Below are 13,702 nucleotides of genomic sequence, written 5' to 3' on the forward strand. Positions count from 1 at the left end.
CGTATAATGATTTTACGAACAAACGTTCGCATAAATAAATGAGGTGAGAATTCATGAAATCAATTAGACGTATTGGCTTGGTATTACTGGTTTTATTCTTAGGTATTTTGATTGGCAATTTTGGGATCCAACCGGCATTGATTATTTTTCTTCCGTTATTCACATTATGGTTTATGTTGTGGGACGAAAAAAAATATCGTCAAGCCGAACAGCGTAGGCTTCATGAAGAACATTTCTATCATGAACATTACTTACGCTCTCGGCAATCTTGAAAGAAAGATCAGGGTAAATAATCGTTCGTCATAATCATCTACTGGCTATTATACTGAAAGCAATTGCTTGTTCTTTACTTTGACTAATGCAAAGTATTCATTCAATAAGAATTATTATTTCTTTATCAAAAAAGACGATCAAAATTTTGATCGTCTTTTTGTATTTCTTAATTAGTTGACTATTTTTTTAATTCCCACGAAGCATCACTACCTGGCACAGATTGTGTCCACCATTTAGCGAGATATTGTTTGCCATTGTAATTTACAAGATCTCCCGCAACATATGTCCCACCTTGATAATAATCGACACTCCCATCCTCATTTTTTATTATTTCTTTTTCCCAAACTTGTGCGGATCCTGGAGTATCCCCTTTTGTCCACCATTTAGCCGTATAAGTTGCTCCTTGATAGGTAACTTTGTCTCCCTTCACGTAAATCGTTGTTGATGAATAGTTAGGTACATTTTCTTTTTCTTTGACTGTTATAGTAATTGTTTGCATTGTCTTTTCACCTTTACTGTCAGAAACTGTATATGTAAGATCATTCGCTCCAACTTTTGAAGTGTCGACATTTCCCGTCACAACTATTTTTGATGTTAAGTCGCCATCTTCTTGATCGTTCGCTGTTACACCAGCTAGTTTATCAAAGGTTGTACCAACTTCAATGGTTTGATCTTTCAAACCAGAAAAAATTGGTTTTGTATTTGCATTAGGATCAACTACTGTAATCGTCCGAATCTTTTCTGAATGGTTTTTTTGACTGTCTACCACAGAATAAGTTATTTGGTATTCACCAGCCTTTGAAGAATCCACCATTCCAGTAGTCGTGATCTTAGCCGTTAGATCTCCATCTTCCTGATCAGTCGCAGTCACGCCTGCTAAAACATCAAAGGAATCATTCAACTCAATTGTTTCATTTGTTGCGCCTTTAATTACTGGTGCTTGGTCTCTTATGCCTGCTTCTCCGTCAAACTCACCCATAATTTTTGAAAATTCATAGGTTTCTTGTTCGAGTCCAGTATTTTTTAAATCTTCATTCAAATCATTATCCCGATTCAACGACCAGAAAGAAAGCATGCCAATTTGTTTTTCATTTGCATACGCTAATAAGGCTTTAGCATCAGATTGAGTAAACGTTTCGTTTGCTTGACTTGATTTTCCTACCCACGGCGTTAAACCAATTTTGTGATAAATTTGGGAATCCGTTAAGGCTTGATCAGCATCATTATAAATTCGTTTTAATTGTCCGGCTAAACTCTCTGATGCTTGCTCGACATATGTATAGTATGTATCTGTAGCTCCTGTAACAAATGCTGGACCAAAACACATCGTCATGATATTTACACCATGAACATCAACCTTTTTTTGGACAGCATCTTGTAGTACGTTATACGCATCATTATCTGTTCCTTCACCTACTAAACCAGTTGGTAAAACGGGGAACGTGTACCAAACGTCAGGCGCTTCATCACCCAGCTTATCTTGCATGATTTTGATTGCATCATTATTTCTTTGCCAAGCTTCTTTGTCGCGGACATGGGCACCTTCAATATCAAAATCAATTGTTGTTAATCCATAATGCTCAACAATCTCAATGTATTTATCCGCAAGTTCTTCAGCATTATCATAGACATCTTGAAGTGGTGTGCCGTTTTCTCCACCAAATGAAACTAAAACATCTCCACCTTGTGCGCGAAATTCCTTGATTTGTTTAGCGAATGCTGTAACAACTGAACCATTTGTTCCGGTACCATCTACATTATAGTATCCGCCAAAAGAAGCCGTCTTAGGATTACTTGGATCTGATACAATAAAACCAATATTTGCGTAACTGATCTGTGATTTCTTCACTTCTTGACCAAGAGGATACAATCCTTGATAACCATTTTCTCCGTTATACCATAAACCGCCATCAATATATGGTGCAAAAACCTTTTCGCCCCACTTCACGCCCTGTCCTGCATCGACGCCTGCATAAGGAGTATCTGGATCAACATTCGGATCAATCGTCGGTTCAAATGGATTAGCCGTAATCCCTGTATTAAGAGTCACTGAACCGTCTGAAGCTATTGTTCCTACTTCTTCCCAACCAGTTGAAGTTGCTTCGCCTGATCCGGGCGCTACGTCCGTCTCTCCGTTTTTCCACCAAGTTGCTGCATAAATTTTACCATTGTGTTTGACTTGCTTTCCTGTTGTGTCTGAACTTCCAAATTCCGTTAACTTTGTGACTTCTGACCATTCCAACCAGGCCTCTTCTGTTAAACTTGTTGTTGCTTTTGAACTCGTTTTTTCTTCAGCACGAACTTGGATGATTGGCTGAATTGTTGATATAGCAAGACCACCTAACATCAGTCCACAAACAAGTGGTGATGCTACCTTTTTTAGCAACTGTTCTTTTTTCAACGATAATCATTTCCCTTCAATAAACTATTTTACAAATTATTTTCGATGAATGTTTACGCATACTTTGATCCCGGGTTTCAAAAAATGAGTGAAACAATATCTGTTGTGAATATTAATCGACTCCTTCATACCAAGCAACCCCCAAATAATGTCAGTAATTCGACATGTTCAGAGTGTTTTCGTTGCTCAAAACTGTTTTATTGGAAAGATTTCATTATTGTAAATGCTCTCTTTAAAGACAATTTTCAATAAATTAGTTCAATTATCATTCATTGAAGCGTTCTTCTAGTAATACGCTTGTTATCCCTTCAAAATAGTGAGTATTTAGCTGTTTTTTCACTATTTGTAGAAGCAAGTATCCTTCTTATTTAGAATTTAGCGTGAACTTATTAAGAAAAATTCTCAACAACTTTCATCTAGGATCACTTTTAACAAGTGTTTTTGACAGAAATCGAATAAAAAAAAAGAGAGATTCCTAGAAAAGTATCGTTATCATATACATGTTATTTATATACGGTAGAAAAATAGCTTAACAGCGTTTTTTAAACATTTACTCAATAAAAAAATCTCCAGAAAAGACCAGACACTGTGTCTTAGTCATTTCTGAAGATCCACTTGATTTTTCTTAGTATTCCATCAATGTGATGATGTCATAACCTTCAATTTTATCGCGACCATGTAAGTCCATCAATTCAATCAGGAATGCACAACCAACAACTACGCCACCTAATTTTTCAATTAGTTCAATCGTTGCTTTGATCGTACCACCAGTTGCTAACAAATCATCACAAATCAGTACACGTTGACCCGGTTGAATCGCATCTTTGTGCAAAGTCAATGTATCTGTACCATATTCTAGGTCATAAGTTACTTCGATTGTTTCACGAGGTAATTTCCCTTTTTTACGAACTGGTGCAAAACCCACGCCCAACTCATACGCTACTGGACAGCCTACAATGAATCCGCGTGCTTCAGGTCCAACCACCATGTCAATCCGTTTTTCCTTTGCATAATCGACAATTTGTTTTGTTGCTTCACGATACGCATCTCCATCTGCCATTAACGGTGAGATATCACGAAAAACGATTCCTTTTGACGGATAGTCCGGAATACTGGCAATATAATCTCTTAAATCCACTGTTTGTTTCCTCCTAGGTTGTTAGCCATCTCTTAATGGTAGGAATATCACTTAATAATAAGAATTCCTCAACTTTAATTTTCTTTAGTCGCTGTTGATACAGAGTGCTTTCAGTCAACGGGTGACTTTCTGGATGGGCGACTTTTTGTAAAACACCATCGTCTATTGTAACAAATTTCAATTCAAAAAACACCTGAATCATAAAAATTAATAATTTTTCTGGAATTTTCAAATACTGAGCGACTGCTTTTGTTTTATAACGAATATCAACCTTATCTTGTGTTTTAATAAACTGGAACAAACGAGCATATTGTTCTCTAGAGCCTACTCCATTCAGATAAGCTTCTTGTGAGGAGATACCCAATAAATAAACTCGACTAAAAGTTCCTGCATTAAAAACGGCTTTCAATTCATCAAGTTCAGTTGGGCAATCCACTAACACAAGTGATTCTGGTTGATTCGTTTCCAACCAATGTTTCATTTGATCCATCTCTTCAAAGAGAACTACTTGCTCACGAATACTTGGCGAAACTTGTTTTTTAACTGTTTCATCAAAGGCTAGATAACATGCCTTTTCCGGTAACACCTCGTGGTCCCGAAATCGTTTTGCACGCCAATCAAATACTTGCAGCCCTTTGACCTCAAAATCAGAAACCAACAGTTGTGCTTTTTTTCGACCATTCCATTCATTCACTGAGAGTTTCCCAACAATATCAAGTGAATCATTCAACAGTTCACTTTCCTGAGAGCCAAATCCAAAGGCAACTGCATCCAGCTGTTCACCCTCATCTGTTAAAACAAATTTCAAATGTTGTTGATTGGCACCAATCTTTTTCACTTGTCTTGCTGTCACTTGTTGAAATAAAAACTGTGGCACAGGATTATCTGTCCCAAAAGGTGCTAACAATTTCAACTCATCTAACAACGTCAAAGAAGCATCTTTAGGTGAAAGTACCTCATCAATTTGCATTGTTGGTCCCTTTGTTAGATCAATCTTATTTTCTTTCACATACGCATTCATTTTTTCTTGCAATACTTCAAGATTTTCTTGAGGCATAGTTAAACCAACAGCTGCATGATGTCCACCGAAATAAGTAAATAAATCTCTTGTTTGGTTCAACATTTCATAAAGATTCAAAGCTTCTACACTTCGGCCTGAACCTTTGGCAGTTCCATCTTCTTTTAAAGTCAGTACGATAGTTGGTTTACCTGTTTCATTCATGATTTTACCTGCAACGATCCCCAAAACACCTTCATGCCAACCACTATTCGCTAGTAAATGGATACTGTTAGCAGGATTTGCCATAGCTAACGCTTCCTGTGTGATTTCTTCAACAATACTTTTTCGCTCTTCATTGATTTCATTTAATTTTTTTGCTTGTGTTTGTGCAACTTCTTCGTCAAAGGTCGCCATCAGTTCAACAGCTGGATTAGGATCGCCCATTCGGCCAATTGCATTCAAGCGTGGTGCAATCGAAAAACCAATCGTCATTTCGTCAGCGTCTTTCATTTTCGCGCCACTTTCAGCAAACAATGCCTGTAACCCGATTCTTTCTGAATGACGAATTGCATCAATGCCTAGTGAGACCAAACTGCGATTTTCTCCAGTTAGCGATACTAAGTCAGCAACCGTTCCAATTGCAACTAAATCTAAAAATTCTGCTGGTGCTTCTTCCAACAAAGCTGTTGCTACTTTGAAAGCCACACCTACACCTGCTAAGTCTGTAAATGGATAGTTTCCATCTGGATGTCGTGGGTGAACGATGGCAAAAGCATCTGGTAAAACAGCTGGCATTTCATGATGATCGGTTACAATAACATCAACTCCAACACTTTGAGCATAAGCAATTGCTTCATTTCCAGCAACACCGTTATCAACAGTGACAATCAATTGTGTACCCTGGCTGATTTTTTCTTTGTAGACCTCTTGGTTTGGGCCGTAGCCATGTTCAAAACGATTAGGTAAAAAGGCTTCTACTTCGGCTCCTAGTAATTCAAGTGTTTCTTTCATAATTGTCGTACTTGTGATTCCATCGGCATCGTAATCGCCATAAACTAGAATTTTTTCGCCGCTAATAACTGCTTCTTGGATTCTATTGATTGCTTTATCCATGTCATGCATCAAGTAGGGATCATGTAATTCTTGTTCTTTTGGATGTAAAAACTGTTTGATTTCTTGTTCTTCCTGATATCCGCGCTGCCAAAGCATTCTGCCAATAAAAGGAGATAAGTTATGGTTATTGATTAGCTGAAAAAAAGCTTCAGAAGGTTCTCCGCTGCTTAATTTCCAATCATAATTTGCTTGCTTCACTGTCTCACTCCTAACTTAGTTATTATAGCAAACGAAAACGACAAAAAGAAGAGGGGGAAAAGAAGGTTGTAGTTCCAAGCGTCTAGCTTCGACAAAATAATGAATAACTGACAAAAATAGCTTTTCATATTTTTAGACAGTTGTAAATTATTTCGAGAAGTTGCTTGGGGAACACCGTGAAGAAGGTTGTGGTTCCAAGCGTCTGGCTTCGACAAAATAATGAGTAACTGACAAAAATAGCTTTCCATATTTTTAGACAGTTGTAAATTATTTCGAGAAGTTGCTTGGGGAACACCGTGAAGAAGGTTGTAGCTCCAATCGTTTAGCTCCAAGATATAAGTGAACAATCTTTCATTTATTTCTTGGAGAAATGGCTCTTTCCGCTACACACAGACAAAAGGAAAAGGAGTGCGACATCATCGCACTCCTTTTCTAGTTTACCGACTAATCAAAATAATTAAAGCTTTGTTGTGGCGATTGTGCGCCATCTTCTTTGGCATTGCCAGACTCTTCTAATTGGCTGATTTCCACCGTTTTTGCTTGTAGTTCTGCTTGATAAGCAGCTTCTAGTTCTGCTCGTTCGTTGCGAAACTCTCGTTGTTGTTCTTCTTTTGCTGCTTCAATTTTTTGTTGTAAATTTGTTTGATGCTCAGCAAGTTCTTGTGTCAAGTTTTTGATTTCTTTTTTTTGTTGCCACAAGCTAGCCGAAGCTGTTAAAAAGACGATCAAAGCACCAATCAGTGCTGAACCAATAATAACTAAAATCAATGGTGCTGAAAATGAAGCGAAGCCAAGACTCACTGGAACTTGTTCGATGTTAAATACTGCAAATAAAACGATCACTAATACTAAAATAAACCCTAAAATCACACTGCTTTGTTTTTTCATTTTTCCACCTACTTTTTATTAAAAATTCCCCCAGCTAAATAATCGCCAACATGCGGGAAAAGCGTATAGAATTTGGCTGCAATTTCCATAACAACGGGCTGGTTGATTTCACGTTTTGGATGACTCATATTCCGCACAATTTGTTTAGCTAACTTAGTCGGATCTAATACGATTTGTCCTAAGTTGGCTAAATATTCCCCACTTGGATCTGCTTTATCGAAAAATTCTGTAGCAATTGGTCCTGGATTAACAGTCGTTACTGAAACTCCAAATGGTTTTAATTCCAATCTCAATGCATTTGAAAAACCAATCACAGCAAATTTAGTTGCGGAGTAAATCGTTGATTTGGCTGTAGCCATTTTCCCTGCCATTGATGCTAGATTAATGATACGACCACTTTTTCTTTCTGCCATGTCGATTGCGAATTTTTGTGTCAAGACCATCATCCCTAACACATTGACCTCAAACATATCATAAGCTTTACCTAAATCAAATTGTAGAAAGTCTTCGAAGATGCCAAAGCCAGCATTATTGACCAAAACATCCACTCGTCCGACTTCCGTCATTACTTTTTCATACAAACTTTCAACACTTTCTGGATTGCTAACATCAACTTGGAAAGCATATGCTTCTTTTCCACTTAATTCTTGGCACTTTGCTTTTACTTCTCCAATCAATTGAATCCGTCGAGCACAAGTAATCACAATCGCTCCTTGTCTTGCCGCTTCGTAACAGATTTCTGCACCTAATCCCGCAGATCCGCCTGTTACGAGTACCACTTTATTTGCTAATTTCATGACAATTCCTCCTCGTCTCTAAATGGAATATCAATCACATCGAAATCTTTCATGATCGTTGTATTTGGGAAAATTTCTTGCGCTTCCTTTTCCAGCTCTAAGGCTGCTTTACCAACGTAGCGAGCGCTAATATGCGTCAACAATAATCGTGCTGTCTTCGCTTCTGTGGCAACTTCTGCTGCTTGATGAGAAGTTGAGTGAAAATAATTATGCGCCATTTTCGCTTCATTTTTGTTAAAGGTACTTTCATGAACCAATACATCACTATTTTTAGCAAGTTCAATAGCGCTAGCCGTCTTTCTTGTATCCCCTAAAATCGTGACAATTCGTCCTTTTTTATCTGGGCCGACAAATTCTTTGCCACTAATTGTTGTCCCATCTTCTAACTGAACTGTTTCGCCTCGTTTCAACTGACCATAAACCGGACCAGCAGGCACACCTAATTCTTTCAAGCGTTCTACTTGCAACTCACCCTTATGATCCTGTTCGACGACACGATATCCGTAGCTATCGATTCCATGATTTAATTTCTTTGTGTACACTGCAAACTGTTGATCTTTAAAAATAGGTTCATCCTCACGAACTTCAATAAATTTCAACGGATAACTTAAACGAGTTTGTGAAACAGATAGAGCCGTCTTAACAAACTGTTCTACCCCTTTGGGACCATAAATTTCCAATGGCGTATCTCCACCTTGGAATGAGCGACTACTAATCAAACCTGGCAAACCAAAAATATGATCACCATGTAAATGTGTAATAAAGATTTTTTCGATTTTTCTTGGACGAATATTTGTACGCAAAATTTGCATTTGTGTGCCTTCGCCACAATCAAATAACCAAATTTCATTGCGTTCATCTAATAATTTTAACGCGATACTTGTTACATTTCGCTGCTTCGCAGGTACCCCTGCACCTGTCCCTAAAAATTGTAATTCCATAATCTACCTGACTTTCTATGAGTTCCCTCTAATTTTAGGGGAAAATGAACGGATAAGCAACCGAAAAAGACAGAGAAACGTGCCTCAAATACACTTTTCTCTGCCAGAATTTACTTTTTTCATCAGAATTACTCAACTAAAAAAGAAAATAGAACTTATTCTTGTGAATTCCCCTTATCTATTGGTTGATTTTCAACTGGTGGATGTTTTTCACTCCAAGTTTTCTGTGCTGCTTCTTTCGTGCTACGTTCAACTTCTTTCGCATCAGCCACATCTTTTTCGACCTCATCATAATCTAATCGTGTGATTTCACCACCAAGTTCCATCATAACTAATTGGTTCAATGGACGATTATCTTCTTCTTCAGCAATCAAAATCAGACCAGTAGCACCTTCACCAATTTTATCTCCAACAAAGTCAAAAACGGTTTGCGCGTTTTGAATCTCTTTTGCATCTTGGGTTGCTCCAATCATTCCACCTGCAAACCAACCAAGTAAAATACCGAGCGGGCCGCCTAAAATACCAACGAGCATGCCAATCATGCCACCTTTTGAAGATTTATTACTTCCGGTAAAGTCGATAAAGTCTTCTACTTTAAATTGATGTGTGCCATTTGGATCATGACTGATGACAGCCATTTGTTCCCCCTTGATTTGTCGAGTAGCGTGAAGCTTTTTGATTTCTGAAAAGGCTTGATAAGCTTGACTCTCCACATCAAAATTTAAAATAATCACTCGTTTGTTCATTTGACTCACTCCTTACTTTTTGCGTTCATTTCATTTTACCTTTGATTTAGCCAGAAATAAAATAATAACCCCTAAATAAAAGTGTTTAGTTTGAAATAATTAAAAACAAAAAAAGAGAGGTAACAAAAATTTTGTCTCCTCTCTTTCCTAAGTAACGGTGTTTAAGACATAACTCTTCGATATAGCTTGCATGCTTATCCTGTCAGAGCTAAACGCTTGGCACCACAATTTTTTTAATTACCTGATCTTATTCAACAAATTCAAATTCAAATTCGCCAATGCGAACAATATCTCCGTCTTTCGCACCACGGGCACGTAACGCTTCATCAACACCCATTCCACGTAATTGACGTGCAAAACGCATGACTGTTTCATCGTGATCGAAATTCGTCATTTGGAATAATTTTTCGATTCTCTCACCAGTTAATACCCAAGTAGCATCTGGCTCACGATCAATTTTGAATTCTGGTCCTTCTGGTGTAAATCCATAATGAACTGTTTCTTCTTCGATTTCTTCATCGTAAAGTGGGAATTCTGGTGTTACTTCTAGTAAATCAGCAGTTGCATTCAATAATGCATCCAGTCCTTTACGAGTCACACCAGAAATTGGAAATACTGGAATATCATCTGCAAATTCATCTGCTTTTTCTTTATTCAATTGCTCTTTGAATTTCACCAAATTTTCTTCTGCATCTGGCATATCCATTTTATTCGCAACAATCAACTGCGGACGTTCTAACAAACGCAAATTATAAGTGGATAATTCATGATTGATTGCTAGATAATCTTCATAAGGATCGCGCCCTTCCATTCCGCTCATATCAATCACATGTAAAATAACACGGGTACGTTCAATATGACGTAAGAATTGCGTTCCTAGTCCAACACCTTGTGAAGCTCCTTCAATTAATCCTGGTAAGTCAGCGGCCGCAAAACTGCGACCATCAGTCGTTGTTACCATTCCAAGATTAGGAACTAATGTAGTAAAGTGATAGGCACCGATTTTTGGTCGTGCAGAAGAGATAACTGAAAGTAATGTAGATTTTCCAACTGAAGGGAAACCAACTAAACCAACATCTGCTAAGACTTTTAATTCCAATTCGATTTTACGTTCTTGTCCTGGCTCACCGTTTTCTGCGATTTCTGGTGCAGGATTTCGTGGTGAAGCAAAGCGGGTGTTTCCACGACCGCCACGTCCTCCTTTTGCAACTACTAAAGTTTGACCGTTTTCAATCAAATCACCTAGTAAAGCACCTGTTTCTGCATCACGTACAGTTGTTCCTTGAGGGACTTTAACGTATGTGTCGTCTGAACCGCGACCATGCATCCCCTTGCTCATTCCATTTTCACCTGGTTGTGCTTTGAAATGACGATTGAAACGAAAGTCCATCAATGTGCGCAAGCCTTCATCGACAACTAAAATAACATCGCCACCGTGACCACCATCACCACCAGCTGGTCCGCCGTCAGGAACATACTTTTCTCTACGAAAAGCAACCATTCCGTCGCCGCCCTTACCAGCTTTCACATCGATTGTTACTTGATCTAAAAACATGGACATATTCTCGTCCTCCTATTGTATTTATTTATTTAAATTTCTCGACTACCTGAATTTCCACAATAAACAAAAGTCCTATTTATTTTAGCGATGAAATCACGTTTTGTCTATCTTTTCAGCTAAAACTTTGCTATCTCTTACCATTTTTTGTGTTTTTAGCAAATCCGGTTGGAATTTTCGGAAAAATCAAGTGAAAAGATAAATTTTTTGACAAATTTTAATTTTAGTAGCAAACTTAAATCGTATTAAGAGAGGTTGCGGCACTTTCACAACCCTTAAATTAAAGGAGGAACTTTTGATTATGACAGTAAAAGTAGGTATTAATGGATTCGGACGTATTGGACGCTTAGCGTATCGTCGTATCAAAGAAGTATCTGATGACATCGAAGTAGTTGCAATCAACGACTTAACAAGTCCAACTATGTTAGCACAATTATTGCAATTCGATTCAACACATGGTACTTATCCTGGAACAGTTACTGCTACAGAAGACTCAATCGTGGTTGATGGTGAAGCAACTCGTGTTTATGCTGAACCTGATGCAAGTAAAATCCCTTGGGTAAAAGAAAACGGAGTAGACATTGTACTAGAATGTACTGGTTTTTATACTTCAGAAGAAAAAGCACAAGCTCACTTAGATGCAGGCGTTAAACGCGTTGTGATCTCTGCTCCAGCTGGCGCAATGAAAACAATCGTTTATAACGTAAACGATGACACTTTAGATGCAAATGATAAAATCATCTCTGCTGGATCATGTACAACAAACTGCTTGGCACCAATGGCTTATTTCTTAAATAACGAATTTGGTATCGAAGTTGGTACAATGACAACGGTTCATGCTTATACTTCAACACAAATGTTATTAGATGGACCAGTAAAAGGTGGAAACTTACGTGCTGCTCGTTCTGCTGCTGACAACACAATTCCTCACTCAACTGGTGCTGCAAAAGCAATCGGCTTAGTTATTCCTGAATTGAACGGCAAATTACAAGGCCATGCTCAACGTGTCCCTGTTGTTGATGGTTCATTAACAGAATTAGTATCAATCTTAAAAACAAAAGTAACTGCTGATGAAGTCAATGAAGCAATTAAAAAACATACAATTGACAATCCATCATTTGGTTATGATGATCGCGAAATCGTTTCTGGTGACGTAATCGGAACAACTCAAGGTTCAATCTTCGATCCAACACAAACAGAAGTAACTTCAGCTGGTGATTACCAACTTGTTAAAACTGTTGCTTGGTACGATAACGAATATGGCTTCACTTGCCAAATGATTCGTTTGTTAGAAAAATTTGCTAACTTATAAGAAATTTTTCAATAAAAATTTCTTACTTTACTAAAAAGAGCCGAGACAAATGTCTCGGCTCTTTTTTTATGTGGGCATAATGAAGTTCTTGGCTCACCGTCACTCGCTTAAAAGCTTAAAAATACTTCACTAGAAAGTCTTTTACTACTTGCTGGTATTTATCTGGGTCTAAAGAATAAGCTTTCGCATGTTCCGCGCCCTTTACGATATATTTTTCTTTTGGTGCGTTAGTTGCTTCATAAACTTCATTTAACATTTCAAAAGGAACAAATTTATCTTCATCACCATGAATAAAGAGCATTGGCGTCTCGTTTTTCTTCAATTGCTTGACTGCGCTTGCTTCGTTAAAGGAGTAACCTGCTCGAACTTTCGTCATTAAACTAGTAGCAGGCATCAACGGAAATGCGGGTAAATTGAACATGTCTGCTAATTGATACGAAAGTTCTTCATTTACAGAAGAATAGCCACAGTCCTCAATAATTGCTTTCACATTATCAGGTAGCTGCTCTCCACTGGTCATCATAACTGTTGCCCCACCCATGCTGATTCCATAAAGAGCAATTTCTTCTTGTTTGCCATTTGTTTCAAGCACTTTGTTGATCCACTTTACATAGTCCTTTCTTTCTGGCCAGCCAAATCCGATATAATTTCCTTCACTTTTGCCATGTCCTCGTGCATCTGGAAGTAAGACATTGTAGCCCAGATCATGGAAAATTTTAGCATAGTTTGCCATTGTTTCCGCATCTCCCATATAGCCATGCGCTGCAATGACTGTCTGATTACTTGGTTTAGCTGCAGGCAGATAAATGGCAGAAAGTTTTAGTTGATCCTCTGATTTAATTGTCCAATACGTGCGATTTTCTTTTGCTTTGAACCAGGTTTGCGTTGCATTTTCTTCCGCCGTTTTTGTAGTTCCAGGTGTATCTTCGCCGATAAAATCTTTTGGCGCTGGGACGATCGCATAATTATAAAAATAATTTGCAGCAAAAACTAACCCAATCGTTACTACTAGGATCACACCAATACTAATTTTTACCCAAAGTTTCATATTCTCCATCTTTCTCCTATCACTTAAATTAAAAATAACTCACGAAACGAACAAATTTAGTTCTAAGTATAATCAATGTCTGTGCCGGATGCAAATCGATTTGACAAACAAAAAGGACCAAGACAATTTCATGTCCTGATCCTTTTGGAAGTACGTAATGATAAAAAGTTATTTTGAAAGGCTGTTTGCTTCTTTTAATTTATTATTTGAAGTTTAACGCTTGGAACCACAACCTTTTCTACGGTGTTCCCAAAACAACTCCTCCATATAGCTTGCATCCACTTTAAAA

11 protein-coding genes are annotated in these 13,702 nt (G+C 37.8%); 2 read left to right on the top strand and 9 right to left on the bottom strand.

The features are described from left to right. Window positions 1–53 precede the first annotated feature (53 nt). A complete protein-coding gene (locus JZO71_RS08575) occupies window positions 54–272 on the top strand; it encodes a hypothetical protein (RefSeq protein ID WP_067482330.1) in 219 nt (72 codons plus the stop codon). A 179-nt stretch (window positions 273–451) separates the two neighbouring features. Here the strand turns inward: JZO71_RS08575 and JZO71_RS08580 are convergent, their stop codons facing one another. The 8 genes from JZO71_RS08580 to obgE form a co-directional block, all read right to left on the bottom strand. After that, window positions 452–2,674 carry an immunoglobulin-like domain-containing protein gene (locus JZO71_RS08580; protein WP_206899077.1) on the bottom strand — a complete coding sequence of 741 codons (2,223 nt, stop codon included), beginning with the start codon at window positions 2,672–2,674 and terminating at the stop codon, window positions 452–454. A gap of 625 nt (window positions 2,675–3,299) precedes the next feature. Then, on the bottom strand, window positions 3,300–3,812 hold the full coding sequence (locus JZO71_RS08585; RefSeq protein WP_206899078.1) for an adenine phosphoribosyltransferase: 513 nt from the start codon (window positions 3,810–3,812) through the stop codon (window positions 3,300–3,302). 13 nt (window positions 3,813–3,825) lie between these two features. Then, on the bottom strand, window positions 3,826–6,123 hold the full coding sequence (gene recJ, locus JZO71_RS08590) for a single-stranded-DNA-specific exonuclease RecJ (RefSeq protein WP_206899079.1): 2,298 nt from the start codon (window positions 6,121–6,123) through the stop codon (window positions 3,826–3,828). 444 nt (window positions 6,124–6,567) lie between these two features. Further along, the gene (locus JZO71_RS08595; RefSeq protein ID WP_206899080.1) at window positions 6,568–7,011 is read right to left on the bottom strand and encodes a LapA family protein; all 444 of its coding nucleotides are present in this window, start codon (window positions 7,009–7,011) and stop codon (window positions 6,568–6,570) included. Window positions 7,012–7,019: 8 nt separating this feature from the next. Next, window positions 7,020–7,808, bottom strand: a complete 789-nt coding sequence (locus JZO71_RS08600) for an SDR family NAD(P)-dependent oxidoreductase (protein ID WP_206899081.1) — start codon at window positions 7,806–7,808, stop codon at window positions 7,020–7,022. After that, window positions 7,805–8,749 (bottom strand): ribonuclease Z, encoded by a 945-nt coding sequence (gene rnz / locus JZO71_RS08605; protein ID WP_206899082.1) that lies wholly within the window; start codon window positions 8,747–8,749, stop codon window positions 7,805–7,807. Before rnz ends, JZO71_RS08600 begins: the two co-directional genes overlap by 4 nt. 155 nt (window positions 8,750–8,904) lie before the next feature. Next, window positions 8,905–9,495: a DUF1269 domain-containing protein gene (locus JZO71_RS08610; RefSeq protein ID WP_206899083.1), complete on the bottom strand. Its 591-nt coding sequence runs from the start codon at window positions 9,493–9,495 to the stop codon at window positions 8,905–8,907. Between the two features lie 247 nt (window positions 9,496–9,742). After that, complete coding sequence (gene obgE, locus JZO71_RS08615; protein WP_277988605.1) at window positions 9,743–11,056, bottom strand: GTPase ObgE; 1,314 nt, start codon at window positions 11,054–11,056, stop codon at window positions 9,743–9,745. 298 nt (window positions 11,057–11,354) lie between these two features. Here obgE and gap point away from each other — a divergent pair, with 298 nt between their 5' ends. Further along, complete coding sequence (gene gap, locus JZO71_RS08620; protein WP_206899084.1) at window positions 11,355–12,365, top strand: type I glyceraldehyde-3-phosphate dehydrogenase; 1,011 nt, start codon at window positions 11,355–11,357, stop codon at window positions 12,363–12,365. A gap of 115 nt (window positions 12,366–12,480) precedes the next feature. Here gap and JZO71_RS08625 read toward each other — a convergent pair whose 3' ends face one another. After that, window positions 12,481–13,413 carry an alpha/beta hydrolase gene (locus JZO71_RS08625; RefSeq protein ID WP_206899085.1) on the bottom strand — a complete coding sequence of 311 codons (933 nt, stop codon included), beginning with the start codon at window positions 13,411–13,413 and terminating at the stop codon, window positions 12,481–12,483. Window positions 13,414–13,702: the final 289 nt, after the last annotated feature.

Source organism: Candidatus Enterococcus courvalinii, from assembly GCF_017315945.1.
Taxonomy (GTDB): domain Bacteria; phylum Bacillota; class Bacilli; order Lactobacillales; family Enterococcaceae; genus Enterococcus_B; species Enterococcus_B courvalinii.

Excerpts from the sequence above, each read along its gene's own strand:
- obgE (WP_277988605.1), bottom strand. The coding sequence starts at position 11,056 with ATGTCCATGTTTTTAGATCAAGTAACAATCGATGTGAAAGCTGGTAAG.
- JZO71_RS08575 (WP_067482330.1), top strand. The coding sequence starts at position 54 with ATGAAATCAATTAGACGTATTGGCTTGGTATTACTGGTTTTATTCTTA.
- JZO71_RS08600 (WP_206899081.1), bottom strand. The coding sequence starts at position 7,808 with ATGAAATTAGCAAATAAAGTGGTACTCGTAACAGGCGGATCTGCGGGA.
- rnz (WP_206899082.1), bottom strand. The coding sequence starts at position 8,749 with ATGGAATTACAATTTTTAGGGACAGGTGCAGGGGTACCTGCGAAGCAG.
- gap (WP_206899084.1), top strand. The coding sequence starts at position 11,355 with ATGACAGTAAAAGTAGGTATTAATGGATTCGGACGTATTGGACGCTTA.
- JZO71_RS08595 (WP_206899080.1), bottom strand. The coding sequence starts at position 7,011 with ATGAAAAAACAAAGCAGTGTGATTTTAGGGTTTATTTTAGTATTAGTG.
- JZO71_RS08625 (WP_206899085.1), bottom strand. The coding sequence starts at position 13,413 with ATGAAACTTTGGGTAAAAATTAGTATTGGTGTGATCCTAGTAGTAACG.
- JZO71_RS08610 (WP_206899083.1), bottom strand. The coding sequence starts at position 9,495 with ATGAACAAACGAGTGATTATTTTAAATTTTGATGTGGAGAGTCAAGCT.